Raw genomic sequence first — 21,553 nt, forward strand, 5'->3', positions numbered from 1 at the left:
CGACCAGCCCGTCCGCGATCAGCTGACCGAGAATTGGCAGCCCGCGTCCCGTCAGCACCTGGCTCAGTAGGCCTTGACGCGCTGCTCCACGATCAGGTGGATCAGGGCGAACTGGCCCTTCTCGTCAATGGCCGTCAGGGCGGCCTCAAGTGCAGCCGGGATGTCGCTGTCGTTTTCGACCCGCACACCGAATCCGCCAAAGGCCTGGGCCATGAGCGCGAAGTCCGGGTTTTTGAGCTGCCTGCCCGAGATGCGTTCGGGGTAGTGGCGTTCCTGGTGCATGCGGATGGTTCCGTATTCCTGGTTGTCCATCACGATGACCAGCGGGGTGGCACCGTACTGGGCGGCGGTGGCCAGCTCCTGGCCGTTCATGAGGAACTCACCATCGCCGGCAATCGTGACCACGCGGCGGCCCGGGAAGTTCAGCGATGCGGCAATGGCCGAGGGCACCGAGTAGCCCATGGAACCGTTGCGTGCAGAAATCATTGCCGCGTAAACCTCGGTGGGGAAGTAGCGGTGTGCCCAGTTGGTGTGCTCGCCGGCGCCCAGGGTGATCATGGCGTCGTGCGGCAGGCCGGCCACCAGGTTGGCCATCATGGTGTCCATGCGGGCGGGGCCTTCGGACGGGGTCGCGGCGGGCAGTGCCGCAAACTTTTCCTGCTCGCCGCGCATGCGCTCGGTGAAGGACTTCCATTCCGGCTTCCCGGCGAAGTCCATCATGACCAGGTCGCGCACGAAGACGTCGGGCTTTGAGACGATCTGGTGCGAGACGGGGCCTGAGCGGCCGCGCAGCGACGGGTCGATGGTGACCAGGAAGTTCTTCTTGGTCCAGTCCTGGCGCACCAGGAAACCATCGGTGATCACGTCGCCCGGGACGGTGCCGACGAAGATCAGCAGGTCGGTTTCCTCGAGTAGGTCGTAGGTCGGCTTCGGGCGGCCGTAGCCGATCGGGCCGACGTAGGAAGGGGAGCTGAAGGGGATAGTTCCCTCGCAGCGCCACTCGACGGCGGCGGCCAGGTTGTGCTCCTCGAGCCATGACGTCAGCGCGGTGGTGCCTTCCTGGGTCCAGTCGTTGCCGCCCAGGACGAACAGCGGCTTGGTGGATTCCTCCAGCGCTGCCTTGAGCTGCTTCCAGTCGGTCACCGTCATGCCTCCGGTGGCCACCGGGATGACCGGGTGCAGGGAGGGCTCGACCATTTCGCGGATGATGTCTTCGGGAAGACCAACGACGACGGGACCGGGACGCCCGCTCATGGCGGCGAACATGGCTTCGGCGACAATCTCCGAGGCGCGTTCGGGGTGGTCAAGGACCATGACGCGCTTGGCGCCGGTGTCGAACCAGCCCTTGATGTCGAATTCCTGGAAGGCCTCGCGGTCGCGGTGTGCGAAGGGGATCAGGCCGACGAAGAGCACCATCGGGGTCGAGTCCTGCCAGGCGGTGTGCAGGCCCACGTGTGCATTGGCGGCACCCGGGCCGCGGGTCACCATGGCGATGCCCGGACGCTGGTGCATCTTGCCGTCGGCTTCGGCCATGTAGGCTGCGCCGCCCTCGTGGCGGCAGATGATGGTCTCAATGGGGGAGTGGTGCAGGCCGTCCAAGACGTCCAGGTAGCTTTCGCCGGGAATCACATAGGTGCGTTCCACGCCGTGGGCAACCAGGGTGTCGACAATGATGTGCCCGGCCGACTTCTTCGTCGTGGCCTGGGCATCGGCGAGTGCTTCTAGGGTTTGGGCGCTCATGGCAATTGCTCCTTGTAGTCACCGTGGCAGACGGGACATATGTTGCTAAGTGGGGCACTACGTTGTGCCGCACCGGGGTCGAACGAAATCTCAAGTTCCAGCAAATGTACATGATGTCCGCCACTTGCCCGCAGTATGCAACGAAACGCTTCTGTCATATTGGGTTGTTGATCACAATGTCTTGTTTTTCGCCAGAACCCCGGCAGCGCGCAACGCCGCTCGGACCCAAGGGAAATGGACCTGCCGACCGAGGGATTGGCTCACCGGCCTAGGGTAGGACCATGACTCCCCATCCAGCCTCCCAACCAGCTGGCCGTTTGCGGCCGTGGACCGATTCGGCAGACGACATTGAATCGATTCTGCTGGCCTTTGGGGCCGACGACATGGCTGCCCAATCCGGGGAACCGGTGAATTCCGAGGCGGCGGCACGGCGTTGGGTGGCGCCATGGATCGACCCGGACAACGGGTCCGCCGTGGCCTTTGCCATCGAGAAGGACGGAGTAGCGGTTGGGCACGTCATGGCCGGCTCCATTGATTGCCGCAACGAAACGGCGTGGGTCTCCTATTGGGTTTCTTCCTGCGCGCGGGGAGCCGGCCTGGCCTCGCGTGCCACGGCTGCGTTGGCAGGGCACTGTTTTGGGACGCTGGGCCTCTTCCGCCTCGAGCTGGCCTACAGAACGAACAACCCGGAGTCGGCGGCGGTGGCAAGGAACTCCGGGTTCGTGGTGGAGGGCCTGGCGCGGGCCAAGCTGCGTTATCTGGACGAACAGGGCTTGCCGGAACGTTTTGATGTCCAGACGTGCGCCAGGCTGCGCAGTGATGGCCCGGCGCGGGTGATCCCGCTACCCATCCGACCATAGGCGGGCGCCACGAACCAGCCACGTTGCGGGGACCCAAAAGGCCCGGAACCTCATGGGTTCCGGGCCATGGCGAAGTGAAGCGGTGCTCGGTCGCGCCTATGCCGTATAGGGGCTCGGCGGGTACTTCGCGTTTTTTGTCTCGTCGGCCTTGATGGAACGTTCACTGGGCACGTTCCGCCATGCGAACCAGCCATAGATGCCCGCCAATGCCTGGAAGACCGTGACGCCGAGCAAAGCCAGGGCGGGGTTGGTGTCGAAGAGCAGGGCGACATAGACAATGGCCGAGACTGTGCTGGCCAACCAGGCCCAGCGGTACCCGCACGCGATGCCGATGAGGGCCACGACCAGCGCGGACTCGGCGGCGAAGGAGATCCACAAGGATGCCGTGCCATCGGTGAAGATGAACCCGGAGGTCAGCATGCGGCCCATCCGCAGGGCAGTGAAAACCACCACCAGCAACACGCCTGCCAGCAGTGGCTTGATGCCGAAGCCACGCTGGATGACCTTGCGGCCAAAACGTCCGGAGTTATCAAACCGGGAGAAGCGCCACAGGCCAAAGGCCGCGGCCAGCAGGGCCGGCACGGCGTACAGGAGCATGGAGGCCTCGAACTGCAGCGCGATGACCAGGGGGCCGGCGAAGACGGCCAGGATCTGGGCCCACCAGCCCAGGTCGTTGCGTCTGGCCAGCACCACCATGGCAATGCAGCTGAGCAGTGCCGAGACGGCAAAGAGTGCCACCTGGGTTCCGGAATCGGTTCCCGGGGCCTGGGTGAAGAGATTGTAGAAAAGTTCGTCCACGAAGAATACTGCCTATTCACAAAGAAAAACGGTGGGGGCGGTGCGATGCCTCAACTATTGATCGTAGCGTGTCTGGCGGTTCGAGCGGCTATCGGTCGCCCTGGTGTAACCCATCGAACATCATGGTGATGGCGTGCTCTTCGACCTGTTCCGCCGTGACGTTTCCGTCTTCCCGGAACCACTCGACCAGCGAGTTGATGGTGCCGAAAAGCAGGCGCGTGGCGGTGCGTGGATCGATGTCGCTGCGCAACGAGCCCTCCTGCTGGGCCTCCACCACGAGGTCCGAGACCCGGCGGTCCACCGCGCGGCGGCGCTCCAGCGCGTCGCGCTCGATCTCCGTGTTGCCGCGCAGCCGCAGCAGCAGGGTCACGTATTGCTGGCGCTTGACCAGGACCCGGATCGTGGAGCGGAGGAAGAACTTCAGGCGCTCCTCGGCGGTGCCCATGACGGCCCGCTCGTCATCGGCGATGGCCTCGAGGGGGACCAGCGCCTCGTCGAGGGCCAGGCGCAGCAAGTCGCCCTTGGAAGGCACATGGTGGTAAATGGCGGACTTGCTGATTCCCAGGTTTTCAGCGAGCTTGCCCATCGACGTCGCGTCGTAGCCGTGCTTGTTGAAGACTTCCACAGCGATGGACAGGACCGAATCCTGGTCGTATCCGGGGCGGCCGCGTTTGATCGGTGAGGAGTTTGCAATGCTGGCAGTCATGATTCCTCATTCTCTCACGAACGGTCGGTCCGGAAATCGGTGGCGGGAAGAATGCGCCGGGGTCGGGAGGCTGGTTGGCCATCCCGCCCCGGCGCAACGGCGGACCTACTTGTTGCGCAGGTCGTAGATGCGGCGCAGCTTGCCCGAGGAGCGGGCCAGGGTTCCCGGGTCGACGACCTGGATGGCACAGGACGATCCCACATGGATCTTGATCTGCGCTGCGAGTTCCTTGCCTGCGGCCTCCGCCCGGTCGGTGGTGCAGTCCTCGCGGCGTTCGATCTTCACCGCGAGCTGGTCCATGCGCCCGGGCCGGGTGATCTCCAGCTGGAAGTGCGGTGAAAGGCCATCGATGCGCAGGGCGATCTCTTCGATCTGGGACGGGAAGAGGTTGACCCCGCGCAGGATGATCATGTCGTCGCTGCGCCCGGTGATGCGGCCCATGCGGCGGTGGCCCGGACGTGCGGTGCCGGGCAGCAGCCGGGTGAGGTCGTGGGTGCGGTAGCGGATGATCGGCAGCGCCTGCTTGGTCAGCGAGGTGAACACCAGCTCGCCGTGCTCGCCGTCGCCCAGGACCTTGGTGGGGTCGAAGGCGTCGATGATCTCCGGGCGGAAGTGGTCCTCCCAGATGTGGCTGCCGTCCTTGGTGACGTTTGATTCACCCGCGACGCCCGGGCCCATGACTTCGGAGAGCCCGTAGATGTCGCAGGCGTCGATGTCGAACATGACCTCGAGCTCGTGGCGCATTTCCTCGGTCCACGGTTCGGCGCCGAGCACCGCGACCTTCAGCGAGGTCTTGCGCGGGTCCATGCCCGCCCGCTGCATGGCATCGCCGATGGTCAGCAGGTAGGTCGGGGTGCACAGGATTGCGTCAGGCTCGAAGTCGTTGATCATGGTGATCTGCTTCTCGGTCTGTCCGCCGGACATCGGGATCACGGTCGTGCCGAGGCGCTCGGCGGCGGCGTGGGCCCCCAGGCCGCCGGTGAACAGGCCGTAACCGTAGGCGTTGTGGACCTTCCAGCCCGGCTTCACGCCCGAAAGGCGCAGGCAGCGCGCGCCCATCTTGGCCCAGTCGTCCAGGTCCTGTTGGGTATAGCCGACCACGGTGGCCCGGCCGGTGGTGCCGGAGGAAGCGTGGATGCGGGCGACCTCGTGCTGCGGGACGGCGAACATGCCGAACGGGTAGGTCTTGCGCAGGTCTTCCTTTTCGGTGAAGGGGAACTTGGCAAGGTCGGCCAGTTCCTTCAAATCGCTCGGGTGTACGCCGGCGCTGTCGTACTTTTCCTTGTACAGCGGCACCCGGTCGTACGCGTAGGCCAGCGTGTCCTGCAGGCGCGTGAGCTGGATCGATTCGATCTGGTCGCGGCTCATGGTTTCTTCGGGATCCAACGGGTTGGGCAGTTCGATCCGGGCGGAGGTCTGGGTCATGATTTGGCCTTACGTGCGATGTTGTGGGAGGTGGGGGAGTGTGTCTGGGTCTCAGGAACGCTTGGGGATGGTGCGGGAGCGGCCACGGAATTCGGCCAGCACCTCGTCGTCGGCGTCCGGGACGCTCTGGAGGACCTGGATGTCGTAGATGCCGCTGCGTCCGGATTGCTGGCGGCGGTTGGCCACGGCGGTCAGGGTCCGGCCGGGGATGCCGGGCTTGAGGAAGTTGATGTCAACGCCGACGGCCACGGTGATGGTGTCCGCGGAACCGGTGTGCGGGTTGCATGACATGGCGAACGCGGTGTCGGCGAGGGCGAAGATCATCCCGCCGTGGGCGATGCCGAATCCGTTGAGCATTTCCTGGCGCAGCTCCATGGAGATGGTTGCGTGACCGTCGGCAACTTTCAGCACCTCGATGCCCAACCACTTGGCCGCGTAGTCGTTTCTCAGGATGGGATGCATCAGCGGTGCATCGACGCCAGTGTCGCTCATGGAAGACCTCTCAGTTATTTACCGAACGATCATTAGGTAATCCTGAAAAGTGAGATAAGTCAAGACGGGAGGGGCGGAATCCCGAGTTTTCGCGGGACATGTCGTTGCCATGTTTTGCCCAATCGGCCGCAAGCGTCCAGTCGCTTTCCCATGGTGCGGCGGGGAAACAGCGGGACGAAAGTCTCTACTCGCAGCGAGTGGGCCGGGCGAGACTTGAAAATGGAATGAATCTACCGTGCCAAAGGAGTTGAGCGTAGATGCGTAGGTGGAGGCGCTGGGAAGACTGGGCCGTGGTTATCGTGGGTCTTGTCATGGCATTGACACCCCTGTGGTCCGAGGGCATCGGGAATTCCGTGCCGCTGTTGATCACCACCGGGACACTGCTGTTTGCGGTCGGCCTGATCAATCTGGGCGGGCCAAACCTGTATGGGATCGAGGTTGGGCAGCTCCTGGCCGCGATGGTGGCCATCATCCTGCCCGGGTTGGGGTCGTTTGCCGGGTCGAACGTCCCTGCACTGACGGCCTGGATCGGTGGCGGCATAGCCGTGGTTGCAACGTTGCTGGCGATGAAGCCGAGCATCGACAGCTCCCACAAGCTGGAGCACCAACAGGGGTAGTGTCGCCGCGTCCGTGGATCGGCACTGAACCGTAAATGTGACGGCGTCCCCGGTTCACATCGCCGGGGGCGCTGCTACATGTCCGGTCCCGGGATGGGCATGTCGGGACCGCTTCCACTCAGGCCCTGGTGGATCTTGGCGTAGAGGGCGCGGATGAATGGTTCCTTGGCCCTGTTGTAGTCCATCACCAGCCCCGCTCCGCCTCCGCATTCATTGGTTGCCGCTGCCGTGTTGCGCTTGATCCGCGCGTAGGCGAGACGGTCGGCCTCATGGGTGCGCAGCCAATCACGGAAAGCGGTCATCCGGGCGGTCTCCGGGCAACCCGGGGCAAAGACGTGGACATTGGCGGCCGGAAGGCCTGAACCGGGGCCGGCTACCAGGAGCCGGTGGCGGTACCAGCCGGTCTCGCGCAGGCGGAAAACGAAACCCGCCGCCTCAAGCAAGGGCACATAGCGCTCTTCCCGGTCCGGATCCTCCACGGTCAGCACCACGTCGATGATCGGCTTGGCCGGCAGTCCGGGCACCGAGGTGGAACCCAGGTGCTCGATGGCCAGCGCCCGGTCCCCGAGGGTGTCACGGATGGCCCCGGCGAGCGCCGTGAAGTCCCGTGGCCAGGCCGGCGAGGGGGCGACGATGAGCACCGGCGCAGGGGCGGGCGCCCCGTGGATCCACTCGACGCTGCCGTCATCGGGCTCGGGGTCCCGCACCAGGGGCGCGTGGGGCAGCACGCAGAGGTAGCGTCGGCGCCCGGGCTTGCGCTGGTCGGACGGGGAATCGCTGATGTGGAATCCGGCGGCCCGGTGGAAGCCGATGGCGTCCTCGTCGGTGCGCGCCACGACCATGGCGGCCGACATCTCCCGGACCCGGTGTACCAGGGCGGTGGCCACGCCGCCGTGCCGCTGTCCCGGGGCAACGGCAAGGCATTCGATCTCCACGGCGTGGCGATCCAGGCGCTGGTACACGGCCAGGGCCACGGGGGCGCCGTGGCCATCGAAGGCCACCAGCAGGCCCATGTCCGCGACGCGTTCGAGTAGGGCATCGAGTGCAGTGCCCGTGGCGTCACTGGCAAGGGTGAGCAGGGCCCGGAACCGCGGGTCGTCCCCGAGGTTCCGGACCGCTGCCGGCCGGATGGGCGGGGTGCTCAAGCGCCGCCGGGGTTCAGGCCCAGGGTGTCAAGGGCGAAGGCGTAGTCCCAGGCGCGGGTCTTCCAACCCTCGTAGCGGCCCGAGGCGCCTCCGTGCCCGCCGTCCATCTCGATCTTCATCACGATGGGTGCGGTGCCGGTGGTTTCCTCGCGCAGCTTCGCGACCCACTTTGCCGGCTCGACGTACAGCACCCGGGTGTCGTTCAGCGAGGTGACAGCGGCGATCTTCGGGTAGGGCAGCGCCGAAACGTTCTCGTACGGGGTGTAGGCCTTCATGTACGCATACACCGCCGGGTCTTCGATCGGGTTTCCCCATTCCTCCCATTCCAGCGCGGAGAGGGGCAGGTCCGGGTCCAGGATGGAGGTCAGCGCGTCCACGAACGGGACCTGGGCGATGATGCCGGAGTAGAGCTGCGGGGCGAGGTTCGCCACCGCGCCCATGAGCAGGCCGCCGGCCGAGCCGCCGAGGGCGACGATGCGCCGGGGGTCGGCCCAGCCGGTGTCCAGGAGGTGCCGGGTGGCGTCCACGAAGTCGGTGAAGGTGTTCTTCTTGGTCAGCTTCTTCCCGTCCAGGTACCACTGGCGGCCCAGTTCGCCGCCGCCGCGCACGTGCGCGATGACGAAGACGACGCCGCGGTCCAGCAGGGAGAGCCGGGGGATGCCGAATCCCGGGTCCATGGACATCTCGTAGCTGCCGTAGCCGTAGATGAGCACCGGGTTGGGGGACTCGTTGGTGATCTCCGCCCGGCGCAGGATGGTCAGCGGGATCTGGGTGCCGTCCGCCGCGGTGGCCCACTCGCGGGTGGCGCGGTAGTTGGCAGGGTCGTAGTCGTTGACCAGGGTTTGCTTGCGCAGGGACAGGGTCCCGTTCGCCAGGGTGTAGTCGTAGACGCGCGCCGGGGTGAAGTCCGAGGTGTAGGACAGGCGGATCATCGGTGCCTCGAGCTCCGCGTTGGCCAGCGAGCAGGTGTAGAGCTCCTCGTCGAAGGCGGGCTCCGCCGCTGGCTGCTGGTCGGGGGTGCCGAGCCCGGCCAGGGGCAGGATCTGGACGCGTTCGGTGGTGTCCTTGCGCACCGAAACAACCAGGTGGGTGGCTGTGGCGGCGGTGCCTTCGACCTTGACGGTGTCGCGGTGCTCGAGCACCGTCTCCCAGCGCTGCTGCGCGTAGGGCAGGGGGATCTGGTCGGCGCGCAACAGGGAGACCATGTTGTTCAGCGCGTCGCGGTCGTGGGTCAGGACATAGGCGCGCTCGCCGTCGAGGGTGACGGGGTCGGCCGAGTGCAGGATGCGGTGCTCGCGGGAGATGAGCATCACCGGGACCGCTTGTTCGTCGAGCAGGTCAAGGGTGAGGGTCTCGGAGTATTCGGAGTTGCCGATGGAGACCAACAGCTCGGTGCGGTCCGCCGAGAGGTCGAAGCCCAGCCACATGCCCGGATCGTCCTCCTGGAACACCACGGTATCGGTGGAGGGATCCGTGCCCAGGGTGTGTGCCTTGATCTGGTGGGGGCGCCACGAGTCGTCGACCACGGTGTAGAAGACCCGTCGCCCGTCGGGGGAGAACGACAGGCCATAGAACACATTTTCGATGGTGTCGGGTAGCAGCTCCCCGGTGGACAGGTTCTTGATGCGCAGGGTGAAGCGCTCGTCGCCTGCATTGTCCTGCGCGTAGGCCAGCAGGGTGCCGTCTTCGCTCACGGCCATGCCGCCCAGGGAGAAGAAGGGCTTGCCCTCGGCCTCCTGGTTGCCGTCCAGCAGGACCTGCTCGCCCTCGATCGCCACGCCTGCCTCGATGCCCGGCGGGGTCCAGTCCGCGGCCAGGTCCCCGGTGTCCGTGGCAGCCACGCGGCAGTGGATGGCGTACTGGGAACCCTCGGCCGTGCGGGTGAAGTACCACCAGCCGCGCTTGCGGGCAGGGACCGAGAGGTCGGTTTCCACGGTGCGTGCCTTGATCTCGTTGAAGATCGCCTCGCGCAGGGCCTGCTGGTTGCCGGTCACTGCCTCGGCGTAGGCGTTTTCCGCCTCGAGGTGGGCGCGGACAGCCGGGCTGTCCTTCTCCCGCAACCATTCGTAGTCGTCGGTGAAGGTGTCCCCGTGGTGGGTGCGAACGGTGGGGACCTTGGGGGTCTGCGGTGCGGCGGGTGCATGCTCGGCGTGGCTCATGCTTCCATTCAATCCGACATGCCCCCCAATAGGCCCATGGCTTCGCCCAACGCGGACAAAAACACCTTCCGGTCCCAACGCCACAGGGAGCGGTTCCAAGGCCCGACTCGGCCCCGGACCGCTCCGGCTGTGCTGACGGCAATGGATCAGCGCTGCGGGCTCAGCGTCCGGGTGTACTGCACGTCGCCGTTGGCGTTGATGAGCTTCACGGTGAATGCGGAGCCGTCGCCTGCAACATCCACGTGGCCGAAGTACTGGTGCTCGCCCGAGCGCGGGGAGGCCATCGTCGGGCCGGCCTGCTGGAAGTCGACCCGCGGGCCGAAGGTCCCATCCAGCGCATTGGGGCCAAAGGAGCCGGCGTTGATGGGCCCGGCAACGAACTCCCAGAACGGGTTGAAGTCGGAGAAGGCTGCGCGCTCGGGGGAGTAGTGGTGCGCCGCGCAGTAGTGCACATCCCCGGTCAGGAACACCACGTTCTTGATGTCGTGCTTCTTGATCTCCGAGAGCAGGCGGGCCAGCTCCAGCTCGCGACCCAGCGGGGCGCCGTGCTCGGCATTGGAGATCGACTCCTGGGCCTTCCCGTCGGGCACGATCAGCCCCAGCGGCAGGTCGTTGCCGATGACCTTCCACGTTGCGTCCGAGTCGCGCAGCGAGGAGATGAGCCACTGCAGCTGTTCCTCGCCCAGCAGGGAAGTCTCCTCGGTTTCCAGGCCCGCGGTGTTCGGGCCCTTGTGGGAGCGCATGTCCAGGGCGAACACGTCCAGGTGCGGGCCGCGTCGGACCTGGCGGTAGATGCGGGAAGGCTCGAACCCGGTGCCCGGGCGCAGGGCACGGGCGTCGGCGATGGGTATGTATTCCTGCCACGCCTGGCGGCCGCGGGCTGCCAGGGTGTCCACGTCGCGCACGGTGTAGCGCGGATCGTCGATGGTCTCGCCCGGGTACCAGTTGTTCACGGTCTCGTGGTCGTCCCACTGCGCGATCACCGGGACCTGGGCGTACATGGCCCGCAGGTTGGCATCGATCATGTTGTAGCGGTGGCGGCCGCGGTACTCGTTGAGGGTCTCGGCGACCTTGGACACCTCCTCGGTGATGACGTTGCGCCAGATGTTCCCGTCCGGCTCGGTCATTTCGGCAGACATGGGCCCGTCCGCATAGATGGTGTCGCCCGAGTGCAGGAAGAAGTCGGGCTTGGTCGCGTGCATGGCGGCATAGCCGCGCATCCCGCCGATCTCCTCGTTGATGCCGTAGCCCTGGCCGGCGGTGTCGGCGGTCCAGACGAAGCCCTGCGCAGCGGTTTCGTGGTTCCGACCCCTGCCGGGGGCGGGTGCCGTGCTGAAGGAACCGCTGCCGCTCTCGCTGCGCCGTCCCGATTCGTCCTCGAAGTAGAGCTCCAGGTCGAAGCGCGTGCCCGCGGGCAACCCGCGCGCATTGATCTTGGCCGTGAAGTCGGTGCCGGAGTGCGCCTGGGGACCGGTGAACTTCACCGTTCGGGCGAAACGCCCCTTCAGCGGATTGCCCTGCTCGTCGGCGGCGCGCAGCACCGCGTGCAGGCGTCCCGGCCCCGAGGCACGGGACCACAGGACCGCGGAGTTCGTGGAGACATCCCCGGTGGAGATGCCCGAGGGCAGGGTCAGGCGGCGGGTCGCCAGCGGCACGCCGGACGGACGCGCCGAAGCGAGGGCTGCGGGGGCGGCGAAGGAGGTCACGGCGAGGGCGGAGAGCGCGCCGGCGCCCTTCAAGAGCGAGCGGCGATCGGGGAGCGGGGAGATATCCATGGGAACCAGCCAACCTCACGCCGGAAACGGGAACCTTGCGCCGCGGTTAACGGCTGCCCAACCGTTGGCCGCTCAGACGTGCGGGCCCAATGTGCCGGCCACTTGGCACGTGGTGGCAGGATGGCTTCATGAGCACAGCGCACGGAGTCCAAGGGCAGGAACCCACCAGGGCCATTTGGGAGTCGGTGCTGGCGTACGCGCCCGGCTTCCTGGAGTTCGACCGCGCGATGGCACGGCAGCCCGGGTTCCAGGGGGCCGTGGCAGTGAACGGCGAACTGCTTGGCGCCTTCAGCGGCGGCTACGCGCGACTCTCACCGCCCGAGGCCATGACCGATGCGCACCTGTTCAGGGTCGCCTCCCACTCCAAGACCTTCACCGCCACCGCCGTGATGCTCCTGCGCCAGGACGGGAAGCTCTCGCTGGAAGACCCGTTGGAGGCGTGGCTCACCTCCCTGGCCGGCAGCGACGTGGGCGAGGTGACGGTGGGGGAATTGCTCTCGCACTCCGCGGGAATCATCCGCGACGGGACAAATGCCGACTTCTGGACCCTGGGCCGTCCCTTCCCCGACGCATCAGAGGTGCTGGAGATCGCCCGGAGGGGCAAGGTGCTGGAGCGCAACGAACACTTCAAGTACAGCAACATCGGGTACGGGCTGCTGGGCCTGGTCATCGAGGCCGCCGCGGGGCAAAGCTACGCCGACTTCGTGGAAGCCCGCATCCTGACACCGCTCGAGTTGACGGACACGGGGCCAGACCTCGACGCCCGCGCGCCCGGGCTCGCCGCCGGCTACGGTCCGCTCGCGCTCGCCGGAAGCAACCACGCGCTGGAGGACCGCACCGAAATCGAGCACATCGCCACCCACGCGCTCGCGGCGGCCACCGGTTTCTATTCCACGGCCAGGGACATGGCCACCTACTTCGGCTCCCACCTCCTGGGGGCAAGCCCGAGCGTGCTGGGCGATGATTCCAAGCGCCGCATGCAGCGCCAGGCGGAGGACTCCGGGACCCCGGGGCGCGGCTATGGCCTGGGGTTCATCGTGCAGAAGGTCGCCGGTCGGCTTACCTTTGGCCACAGCGGCGGATACCCGGGACACATCACCCGTTCCTGGGCGGTGCCCGAAACCGGAGTGGTGCTCAGCATGCTCACCAACGCCGTCGACGGCCCGGCCACCGCCTGGGGCGAAGCGCTCTTTGCCCTCGCGGCGCTCGCCGAGGCACCGGTGCCCGATTCCTGGGCGTCAGTTGACCCGGCGGTGCTTCGGCGCTTCACCGGCCGGTTCGCCTCGCTCTGGGACGTGGTGGACATTGCCGAACTCGGCGGCAAGCTCTATTGGCTGGCCCCGGGCGAAGCACCCAAGCCCGAGATCGCCAGGCCGCTGGAATACGTGGACGGGACGACGCTGGGATCCGCGGACCCCAATGGCTTTGCCGGGTACGGGGAGGAGCTTTCCTTCGATCTCGACGAACACGGTGCCGCCGCCGTGCGCGGCCCCGGCGGCATCCTCTTCACGCGGCTGGCGGACTTCCGGGTTCCGCGCGTGCTCCAGGCCCCGGTATAATGTGTGGTTTTGTGCAGTCACGCGATGGAAACCAACCACGCGGGATGTCCAACCGATGCGGCACACCGCCGCGTGGTTGGTATCGCCGGAGGTCAAGAGCACCTAGGCTATGACCCGTGTTAGCGCCCTCATACCCCGAAGGCGGAGACAACGAACAAAAAGGAGAGTGAACGACCCTTGAAGACGTCAAGTAAGACTCGAGGTCCACGGACCTGGCTCAGGGCGGTGATTGCCGGGCTCGTGGGCATGTTCGTGCTGCTCGGCGGCGCCGGCGCCGCCCTGGCAGCACCCGCCGACTCGGGAGTCGAAGGCAAGACCTTTGTCATCGGCACCGACACCACCTTCGCGCCCTTCGAGTTCCGCCAGAACGGCGAGCTGACAGGCATCGACATGGACCTCGTCCGGGCGATTGCCGAGGAAGAGGGTTTCACTGTAGAGATCCGCTCGCTCGGCTTCAACGCGGCCTTGCAGGCGCTGTCCTCGAACCAGGTCGACGGCGTCATTGCGGGCATGTCGATCACCGACGAGCGCAAGGCCATCTACGACTTCTCCGAACCCTACTTTGAGTCGGGAATCCAGATGGCCGTCGCCAAGAACGATGACGCCATCAAGGGCTACGAAGACCTCAACGGCAAGACCGTGGTCGCCAAGACCGGGTCAGAGGGCGAAACCTACGCCAGGTCGATCGCCGGGCAATACGGTTTCGAGGTCACCGCGCTTGACCAGTCGGCCACCATGTACGAATCGGTGAAGGCAGGTTCCGCCGTGGCGGTCTTCGACGACTACCCGGTGCTCGCCTACGGCGTGGCCCAGAACAACGGGCTCAAGACCGTGACCGACAAGGTTCCGGGCGGTTCCTACGGTTTTGCTGTCGACAAGGGCAACAACTCCGCCCTGCTGGCCGCCTTCAACGACGGCCTGGCCAAGCTGAAGGCCAGCGGCGAATACGACCAGATCCTGGACAAGTACCTCGCCGATCCCACCGCCGCGGTTCCCACCAGCTTCTGGGAGCTGCTCACCGAATCGCTCCCGGCATTGATGAAGGGCCTCGGCAACACCATCCTGGTGACGGCCATTTCCTTCGCCGTGGCGATGGTCCTGGGCCTGCTGGCAGGGTTCATGAAGATCTCCCACAACATCGTGCTGCGCGGCATCGCCACCACGTTCGTAAACGTCTTCCGCGGCACCCCGCTGCTGCTGTGGGCATTCATGTTCTACTTCGGCATCCCGCAGCTGACCGGGCAGCCGATCAGCATCTGGGTCGCAGGCGTGCTGACCCTGTCGCTGAACTCCGGCGCCTACGTGGCCGAGATCGTGCGCGGCGGCATCCAGTCCGTGGACCCCGGACAGCTGGAGGCATCCCGCTCGCTGGGCCTTGGCTACGGCAAGTCCATGCAGAAGGTCGTGGTCCCGCAGGCCTTCAAGATGATGACCCCCTCGCTGATCAACCAGCTGATCATCATGCTCAAGGACTCGTCCTTGCTGCTGGCCATCGGATTTACCGAGCTGCTCTACCAGGGCCAGCAGATCTACGCGTCCAACTTCCGGGTCACCGAGACGCTGCTGATCGTCGGCGTCATCTACTTCGTCGCCATCATGGCGCTGACCAAACTGGCCAACTTCGCGGATAGGAAGTTCAACAAATGAGTGAAGCAACCCCAGCCTCGCCGCGCGAGGCGAAGATCGCCGTCAAGGGTCTGCGCAAGTCCTTCGGCACCAACGAGGTGCTCAAGGGCATCGATGTCGAAATCGCCGAGGGCGAGGTGGTGTGCGTGATCGGGCCCTCGGGCTCCGGAAAGTCCACGCTGCTGCGCTGCCTGAACAAGCTCGAGGAGATCTCCGCCGGCCACGTCATCGTCGACGGATTCGACGTGACCGACCCGAAGGTCGACATCAACGAGGTGCGCCGCCACGTGGGCATGGTGTTCCAGCACTTCAACCTCTTCCCGCACATGTCGGTGGTGGAGAACATCATGCTGGCCCCCGTGGAGCTGAAGAAGGCGACCAAGGCCGAGGCCCGCGAACAGGCGCTGAAGCTGCTTGAGCGCGTGGGGCTGAAGGAGAAGGCAGATGCCCGTCCGGCGTCGCTCTCCGGCGGCCAGAAGCAGCGTGTGGCCATCGCCCGCGCGTTGGCCATGAGCCCCGGCATCATGCTCTTCGACGAGGCCACTAGCGCCTTGGACCCGGAGATGGTCGGCGAGGTCCTCCAGGTCATTCGCGACCTGGCGGCCGAGGGCATGACCATGGTCCTGGTGACCCACGAAATGGGCTTCGCCAAGGAGATTGGCGACCGCGTGGTCTTCATGGCCGACGGCGTGGTCTGCGAGTCCGGCCCGCCGGCCGAGCTGTTCGGCAACCCCCAGCAGGACCGCACCAAGGAGTTCCTCTCCAAGGTCCTCTAAGCGGGGATTGTTCCCTGGCTACACGCAAGGCCCGCACTGCCCCGCAGGCCCCATCCCAGGGGCTCCTGCGGGGCGGTGCGGGCCTTTGTGTTCGTGGCTGCCGGGCGGACCGGCTGCTCAGTTCGTGGCGGCCGGCTGCTGGCCCGTCTTGTGGGCGACTCCGGGCTTGGGGCTGCCGACCAGCTGGCTGACGGTGACGAAATGGTAGCCCTGCGACTCAAGGTCGGTCAGGATCTTCGGCATGGCGTCGATGGTGGATTTGTGGATGTCGTGCATCAGGACGATGGACCCGGGCTCGATGTTCTCGGCCGCCTTGATGGTCTTCTTGGCATTGCGGGTCTTCCAGTCCAGGGTGTCATCGCTCCACATCACCACCGGTACGGGTTGTGACTTCTTCAGGCTCTCTGTAATCGTGCCGTATGGGGGGCGCATCACCGTCGGGGCGGCGCCGGTGGCCTCCTTGATGGCATCGTTCGCCTTGCGCAACTCGCGCTGGCCAGCGTCCGGGGACAGCTTGGCGAGGTCCTGGTGCGACCAGGTGTGGTTTCCGAGCTCATGCCCCCTGGCGAATTCGTCACGCACGATGTCGGGGTGCTTCGCGACGTCAATGCCGATCAGGAAGAACGTCGCCTTGGCATCGTGCTCATCCAGGACGTCGAGCAGCGACTCGGTGTAGGGGCCGGGCCCGTCGTCAAAGGTCAGCGCCACGCACTTGACCTCCGCGCAGTCGGGGCCGGCGGGAGCCGGCGCGGAGTCCGTTTCCGCCGTGCCCGGCTTGGCCTGTGGCGCCGGAGGGAACCCCTGCCAATGCGCGCTGAGTGGGGCGCTACAGCCGGCCAGGAGGAGGAGAAGCGCCGAGGCGCCGAGGGTGCGAAGAACGTTAGAACGGAAAACCATGATGGCAATACTCGCTCCTCAACCTGCGAGGTTCCTCAACCGGCACGCTGTTTCGGCCATTTGTGACGTACCGGGCGGCCCGGATGCCCTCTCGGGCGTGAGGCGTATCTCACATCACTTGAAGGTTCAACTAAGTTTATGGCATGGTTGTTATGAGCTTGCGGACCGGATGAACCGGCCCGCCGCGGCCGACCTCCATGCCGGGGCACGGTTGCGACGAATCGACCTAAGGATTTTTCATGGACAACGCATTAAAGAACCCCGCATTGGCAACCGCCGCACAGACGACGCTGCGCATCGTCATCGGCTTCCTCTTCGCCGCCCACGGCTGGCAGAAGTTCTTCCAGTTCACCCTGGACGGCACCACCGCCGCATTCGGCCAGATGGGCGTTCCCGCGGCCGGCCTGGTGGCCCCAGTGGTTGCAACCCTTGAGATCGTTGGCGGCATCGCGCTGATCCTCGGCGTGCTCACCCGCATCTTCGCCGTGCTGCTGACCGTGAACATGCTCGGCGCATTGTTCCTGGTGCATGCCTCGGCGGGCGTGTTCGTCGAGGTCGGCGGCTTCGAGCTCGTGCTGGCACTTGCCGCAGGTGCCGCTGCCATCGCGCTGCTGGGCGCGGGTCGCATTTCCCTGGACCGTTTCATTCTTCCCCGCCTCGCCGCCTAGTCGCCAAGGCGTAGACGAAGCAAACCCCCGTGGGCACCGGTTGAATCCGGCGTCCACGGGGGTTTTCTCATTTTCCCGAAGGTCTACTTGGCGTCGATCGGAATCAAGAGATCCTTGACGGCCGGGTCGGTGCGCAGGAATTCCTGCACCGCGGGATCCTGGAACGCCTTGACCAGATTTTTCACGTTCTCGGTGTCCTGGAATTCGGCGCCGATGGTCAGCTGCCCGGCGAATTCGTCGGGTGCCGCCGGGGCGTAGATCTGCTGCTCGAGCGGAACCTTGGCCGAGACGTAGTACTCGGTGTAGCCCACCGCTGCATCCAGGTCCGGCAGGGCGCGGGACTGGGCGCCGAAGTCAAGCAGCTTGAACTTAAGGTCCTTGGGGTTCTCGGCGATGTCCTTCTGGGTTGCCTTCCACTTATCGACGCCGTCGGCGAGCTTGATCAGCCCGGCGCGCTCCAGCAGCCACAGGCCCTGGGCCTCGTTGGCAGGATCGGAGTACAGGGAAATCGTGGCTCCGTCGGGGATCTCCTCAACGGACTTGTACTTCTCGCTCCAGATCCCGAAGCCCCAGCGGAAGACCGGGGTGGCGGCGGTGAGCTTGAAGTCTGGGTTGGCCTCAAGCACCTGGGAGAGCCAGAGCTTGTGCTGGTAAATGGTTCCGGCGACCTCGCCGGTGGACACCGCGCGGTTCAGCGTGGTCGAGTCGGCCAGCCCCTTGAAGGCCACCTTGATGCCGTACTTGGGGGCGATTTCCTCGGCCACGAAGTTCACCAGCGCCTGCTCGGCGTGGTTGCCCTCGGCGGTGACCACGGTCAACGTGGCTCCGGCAACGGTATTCGGCGACTTGTCGCCGGCGTTGGAGTTGATGATTGCGGCCGCTGCGATGGCGGCAGCGAGGGCGATGGCGCCGAGGGCCCATGGCCACTTCTTTTTCTTGCTTATTGTGAAGCCGTGGGACTCGGGTCCGGTGTCGGTCTTGGGATCGGTGATGGTCATGGGGAGCTACCTTTCGGGCAGGGGAGTGAACGGACGAGTGTCGGGAAGGAAAGGAAGAATGCGAGGGCGCGGGCGGCGCGGTGCCTATGCGCGGCGGCGCTTGTGCGGGGTGGTTGCCCGCACCAGGGCGTCGCCGGTGAGCTGGACGATGGTGACCATGAGGATCAGCAGGATCACGGTCGCAAGCATGACGGTCTGGTCGAAGCGCTGGTAGCCGTAGGTGACAGCGACGTAGCCGATGCCTCCTGCGCCGATGGTTCCGGCAATCGCCGAGTACTCGATCATCGCGATGGTGTTGATGGTCAGCCCGCCCAGGATTGCCGGGACCGCCTCGCCAAGCTGCGCACTGCGGATGATCTGCAAGGGCGAACCGCCCGAGGCGCGTGCGGCAGCGGTGACCGAGAGCGGGACGTCTCGCAAACAGTTCTCCACGAGCCGGGCGAAGAACGGGATCCCCGCCAGCGACATGGGAACCACCGCGGCGGCAATGCCGATGTTGGTGCCGGTGACGAACCGGGTGAACGGGACGATCGCTGCCATGAGAACCAGGAACGGCAGGGATCGGCCGATGTTCACGATCCAGCTGAGCACCGAATAGGTGCCGCGGTGCTCAAAGAGTCCGCCCGGGGCCATGTTGTGCAGGGAAACGGCGATCGGGGTTCCCGCCAGGATGACGATGATCATCACGATGCCGACCATGGTCAGGGTCTCGCCGAGCGCGGGCAGCAGTAGTGCCGGCAGGTCGGCCAAGGCGGTGTCGGAGAGCGCGCGGATCTGGACAGCTGCGGAAATGTCTATGCCCATTGGAGGTCCTCCGTGGGTCGTGGAGCGGACGAGTTGGTGAGGGCGGAATTCGGGATGGCGGATTCCCGGGGGACTGCCCGCAGCCCGTGGCGCGAGAAGGCTGCGATGGCCAGGGGCGCGGGGGAGCTGAGCCCCACCGTTGCGTTGCCGGTGCTGGTTCCGTCGATGCTTTGGATCGTGGCGGCCAGCAGCGCCACAGGTTCCTGAAGCTCGGCCGAGACCAGCTGGAGCCAGTCGGTTGGCACTGTCCGCGAATCGTAGGTGACGTGCCAGGCACGGGATCCTGCCCCGGGTTCGGCCGGTGACAGGTGTGGTTGTAGCGCCCGTCCCAGGGCGGAGTCGTGGTCTGTGAGCAGGTTGACCAGGGACCCCTGTTCGGTGATCCTGCCGTTCTCCAGTCGCGCGGCGGAATCGGCGACGTGCAGCACCGTGTCCATTTCGTGGGTGATGAACACGACCGCCAGGTCCAGGTCGTCGCGCAACTGGCGCAGCAACGAGACCACCGATCGCGTCGTTTCCGGGTCCAGGCCCGAGGTTGCCTCATCGGAGAGCAGCACCGAGGGACGCAGGGCCAAGGCCCGGGCAATGCCCACGCGCTGCAGCTGGCCGCCGGAAAGCTCAAAGGGGTAGTGGCTTGCCCGATGGGAGAGCCCCACTCGTTCGAGTAGCTCACCGACCCGCGACTTGGTTTCCGCCGGGGTCACGCCCAGGTACTGCAGCGGCAGGGCGATGTTCTCTGCAGCGGTGCGGCGTGAGAGCAGGCTGGCCGACTGGAATATCGTGCCGATGCGGCGCCGGGCAACCCGCAATTTGCGTTCGGGAAGCTGGGCCAGGTCCTCGCCGTTGACGATCACCTGTCCGGAGGTGGGACGCTCCAGGAGGTTGATGCACTGGGCCAGGGTTGATTTGCCCGCGCCCGAGGGGCCGACGATGGCGAGGATTTCACCGTTTGCGACTTCGATCTCCAGGTTGTCCAGGACGGTGACGGACTTTTCTCCGTGTCCGTAGACCTTGGTGAGGTTCTTCAGGCTGATCATGCGATGGCTTTCCGTGCAGGGTTGGCACCGATGGGAGTCGGTTGCCGCGAGGGGATGGTCAATTCTGCGCCGCGGGGAATGGCCTCGGCCATGGGTCTGTCACTCAGGGGCACGCTACGACTTCTTGCGTCACACGGGCGGGTTCGGGTGCGCCATTTATTGCGTTCGGTGACGACAGAAACGGCGGTGGCGACTTTTCGCGTCACAAACATGCCGCTGGCCGGTTGGGGCATGTCACGCACCGAAACCCCGATTTCTGGCCCGCCCCGGCCACGTTTCGAGCGGACGCGGCGGCCGTGGGCGTGTAGGGTGCCCGCGGTTCCCCGCGGCCGGCAAACGGGCGCGCGACACCGCGCCCCGGCAATTTCGGGGTGTCGCGATGGCGACCTGCGGACGCGCCGCGATTGACGAAAAGGCGGTCGTCCGCATATTCTGAACGAACGGTCAGTAAATAATCTTTTGTCACAGTGAGGTGAGCACTATGGCTGCACAGCAAGAAAGCGGCGGATCGCTATCCGCGGTACTTTCTCCTGAGGAGCAAGCAGGGCAGGAACGCTTTAACGCGATCATTGCCGAGGATTCACGCATCGAACCGCGCGACTGGATGCCCGAGGCATACCGCAAGACCCTGACGCGGCAGATGTCACAGCACGCGCACTCCGAAATCATCGGGATGCAGCCCGAGGCCAACTGGATCACGCGGGCCCCGTCGCTCAAGCGCAAGGCCATCCTCATGGCCAAGGTGCAGGACGAGGCGGGACACGGCCTCTACCTGTATTCGGGCACCGAGACCCTCGGCACGCCGCGCGATACGCTCAACGACCAGTTGATGACGGGCAAGGCCAAGTACTCCTCGATCTTCAACTACCCGGCACGCTCCTGGGCAGACATGGGCGCCATTGGCTGGCTCGTCGACGGCGCGGCCATCGCCAACCAGGTCCCGTTGTGCCGCGCCTCCTACGGTCCCTACGGCCGGGCCATGGTGCGCATCTGCAAGGAGGAGTCCTTCCACCAGCGCCAGGGCTTCGAGATCCTGTTGGAACTGGCCAACGGCACGCAGGCACAGAAGAAGATGGCGCAGGACGCAATCAACCGCTTCTACGCCCCCTCGCTGATGATGTTCGGTCCGCCGGATTCCGACTCCCCGAACTCGGGCCAGTCCACCGCGTGGAAGATCAAGCGGTTCTCCAACGACGAATTGCGCCAGCGCTTCGTGGGAATGATCGTCGAGCAGGTCAAGGTGCTGGGGCTGACCCTGCCGGACCCCGAGCTGCGTTTCGACGCGGAAACCGGGACCTGGAAGCACATGGACCTGGACTGGGTCGAGTTCAAGGCAGTCATCGCCGGCAACGGACCCTGCAACGCCCAGCGCCTGCAGCGCCGCCGCGATGCACACAATGAAGGCGCCTGGGTGCGCGAAGCTGCCGCGGCATATGCGGCAAAGATGGCTCGAAAGACCGAGGTTGCATAA

Annotated in this window: 19 protein-coding genes; 7 read left to right on the forward strand and 12 right to left on the reverse strand. The window is 65.8% G+C overall.

The features are described from left to right. Positions 1-63: 63 nt before the first annotated feature. Positions 64-1,740 carry a thiamine pyrophosphate-dependent enzyme gene (locus tag ACLQ7E_RS05755; protein WP_411731614.1) on the reverse strand — a complete coding sequence of 559 codons (1,677 nt, stop codon included), beginning with the start codon at positions 1,738-1,740 and terminating at the stop codon, positions 64-66. 281 nt (positions 1,741-2,021) lie between these two features. Between ACLQ7E_RS05755 and ACLQ7E_RS05760 the strand changes: the two genes are divergently transcribed. Continuing rightward, positions 2,022-2,600 carry a GNAT family N-acetyltransferase gene (locus ACLQ7E_RS05760; protein ID WP_411731615.1) on the forward strand — a complete coding sequence of 193 codons (579 nt, stop codon included), beginning with the start codon at positions 2,022-2,024 and terminating at the stop codon, positions 2,598-2,600. 96 nt (positions 2,601-2,696) lie between these two features. Here the strand turns inward: ACLQ7E_RS05760 and ACLQ7E_RS05765 are convergent, their stop codons facing one another. The 4 genes from ACLQ7E_RS05765 to paaI all read right to left on the reverse strand — a co-directional run bounded on the left by ACLQ7E_RS05765 (position 2,697) and on the right by paaI (position 6,021). After that, on the reverse strand, positions 2,697-3,398 hold the full coding sequence (locus tag ACLQ7E_RS05765; protein WP_411731616.1) for a nicotinamide mononucleotide transporter: 702 nt from the start codon (positions 3,396-3,398) through the stop codon (positions 2,697-2,699). An 88-nt stretch (positions 3,399-3,486) separates the two neighbouring features. Next, positions 3,487-4,104 (reverse strand): TetR/AcrR family transcriptional regulator, encoded by a 618-nt coding sequence (locus ACLQ7E_RS05770; protein WP_411731617.1) that lies wholly within the window; start codon positions 4,102-4,104, stop codon positions 3,487-3,489. Between the two features lie 105 nt (positions 4,105-4,209). Beyond that, positions 4,210-5,529, reverse strand: a complete 1,320-nt coding sequence (locus ACLQ7E_RS05775; protein ID WP_411731618.1) for an AMP-binding protein — start codon at positions 5,527-5,529, stop codon at positions 4,210-4,212. Between the two features lie 51 nt (positions 5,530-5,580). Continuing rightward, positions 5,581-6,021: a hydroxyphenylacetyl-CoA thioesterase PaaI gene (gene paaI / locus ACLQ7E_RS05780; RefSeq protein WP_411731619.1), complete on the reverse strand. Its 441-nt coding sequence runs from the start codon at positions 6,019-6,021 to the stop codon at positions 5,581-5,583. A gap of 257 nt (positions 6,022-6,278) precedes the next feature. Here paaI and ACLQ7E_RS05785 point away from each other — a divergent pair, with 257 nt between their 5' ends. Next, complete coding sequence (locus tag ACLQ7E_RS05785; protein ID WP_411731620.1) at positions 6,279-6,638, forward strand: hypothetical protein; 360 nt, start codon at positions 6,279-6,281, stop codon at positions 6,636-6,638. A gap of 74 nt (positions 6,639-6,712) precedes the next feature. Here the strand turns inward: ACLQ7E_RS05785 and ACLQ7E_RS05790 are convergent, their stop codons facing one another. From ACLQ7E_RS05790 to ACLQ7E_RS05800, 3 genes are all read right to left on the reverse strand, one after another. Further along, on the reverse strand, positions 6,713-7,783 hold the full coding sequence (locus ACLQ7E_RS05790; RefSeq protein ID WP_411731621.1) for a GNAT family N-acetyltransferase: 1,071 nt from the start codon (positions 7,781-7,783) through the stop codon (positions 6,713-6,715). Continuing rightward, entirely contained in the window at positions 7,780-9,942 is a 2,163-nt protein-coding gene (locus tag ACLQ7E_RS05795; RefSeq protein WP_411731622.1) for a S9 family peptidase, read from the reverse strand. The genes ACLQ7E_RS05790 and ACLQ7E_RS05795 overlap by 4 nt, the downstream gene beginning before the upstream one ends. Before the next feature lie 146 nt (positions 9,943-10,088). Beyond that, entirely contained in the window at positions 10,089-11,717 is a 1,629-nt protein-coding gene (locus ACLQ7E_RS05800; RefSeq protein WP_411731623.1) for an alkaline phosphatase D family protein, read from the reverse strand. A gap of 128 nt (positions 11,718-11,845) precedes the next feature. Between ACLQ7E_RS05800 and ACLQ7E_RS05805 the strand changes: the two genes are divergently transcribed. The 3 genes from ACLQ7E_RS05805 to ACLQ7E_RS05815 all read left to right on the forward strand — a co-directional run bounded on the left by ACLQ7E_RS05805 (position 11,846) and on the right by ACLQ7E_RS05815 (position 15,678). Then, positions 11,846-13,276, forward strand: a complete 1,431-nt coding sequence (locus ACLQ7E_RS05805) for a serine hydrolase domain-containing protein (protein WP_411731624.1) — start codon at positions 11,846-11,848, stop codon at positions 13,274-13,276. Between the two features lie 246 nt (positions 13,277-13,522). Beyond that, positions 13,523-14,923 carry an amino acid ABC transporter substrate-binding protein/permease gene (locus ACLQ7E_RS05810; RefSeq protein ID WP_411731661.1) on the forward strand — a complete coding sequence of 467 codons (1,401 nt, stop codon included), beginning with the start codon at positions 13,523-13,525 and terminating at the stop codon, positions 14,921-14,923. Beyond that, complete coding sequence (locus tag ACLQ7E_RS05815; protein ID WP_411731625.1) at positions 14,920-15,678, forward strand: amino acid ABC transporter ATP-binding protein; 759 nt, start codon at positions 14,920-14,922, stop codon at positions 15,676-15,678. The genes ACLQ7E_RS05810 and ACLQ7E_RS05815 overlap by 4 nt, the downstream gene beginning before the upstream one ends. Before the next feature lie 117 nt (positions 15,679-15,795). On the opposite strand, the gene ACLQ7E_RS05820 is transcribed toward ACLQ7E_RS05815, so the two are convergent. Beyond that, positions 15,796-16,575 carry a polysaccharide deacetylase family protein gene (locus ACLQ7E_RS05820; protein ID WP_411731626.1) on the reverse strand — a complete coding sequence of 260 codons (780 nt, stop codon included), beginning with the start codon at positions 16,573-16,575 and terminating at the stop codon, positions 15,796-15,798. A 239-nt stretch (positions 16,576-16,814) separates the two neighbouring features. Between ACLQ7E_RS05820 and ACLQ7E_RS05825 the strand changes: the two genes are divergently transcribed. Then, the gene (locus ACLQ7E_RS05825) at positions 16,815-17,243 is read left to right on the forward strand and encodes a DoxX family protein (protein WP_411731627.1); all 429 of its coding nucleotides are present in this window, start codon (positions 16,815-16,817) and stop codon (positions 17,241-17,243) included. Between the two features lie 83 nt (positions 17,244-17,326). Here the strand turns inward: ACLQ7E_RS05825 and ACLQ7E_RS05830 are convergent, their stop codons facing one another. The 3 genes from ACLQ7E_RS05830 to ACLQ7E_RS05840 all read right to left on the reverse strand — a co-directional run bounded on the left by ACLQ7E_RS05830 (position 17,327) and on the right by ACLQ7E_RS05840 (position 20,082). After that, positions 17,327-18,241 carry a MetQ/NlpA family ABC transporter substrate-binding protein gene (locus tag ACLQ7E_RS05830; protein WP_411731628.1) on the reverse strand — a complete coding sequence of 305 codons (915 nt, stop codon included), beginning with the start codon at positions 18,239-18,241 and terminating at the stop codon, positions 17,327-17,329. 84 nt (positions 18,242-18,325) lie between these two features. Next, positions 18,326-19,045: a methionine ABC transporter permease gene (locus tag ACLQ7E_RS05835; protein ID WP_411731629.1), complete on the reverse strand. Its 720-nt coding sequence runs from the start codon at positions 19,043-19,045 to the stop codon at positions 18,326-18,328. Next, complete coding sequence (locus ACLQ7E_RS05840; protein WP_411731630.1) at positions 19,036-20,082, reverse strand: methionine ABC transporter ATP-binding protein; 1,047 nt, start codon at positions 20,080-20,082, stop codon at positions 19,036-19,038. The genes ACLQ7E_RS05835 and ACLQ7E_RS05840 overlap by 10 nt, the downstream gene beginning before the upstream one ends. A gap of 481 nt (positions 20,083-20,563) precedes the next feature. Here ACLQ7E_RS05840 and paaA point away from each other — a divergent pair, with 481 nt between their 5' ends. Beyond that, complete coding sequence (paaA, locus tag ACLQ7E_RS05845) at positions 20,564-21,553, forward strand: 1,2-phenylacetyl-CoA epoxidase subunit PaaA (RefSeq protein ID WP_411731631.1); 990 nt, start codon at positions 20,564-20,566, stop codon at positions 21,551-21,553.

Source organism: Paeniglutamicibacter sp., assembly GCF_046714615.1.
Classification (GTDB): Bacteria; Actinomycetota; Actinomycetes; order Actinomycetales; family Micrococcaceae; genus Paeniglutamicibacter.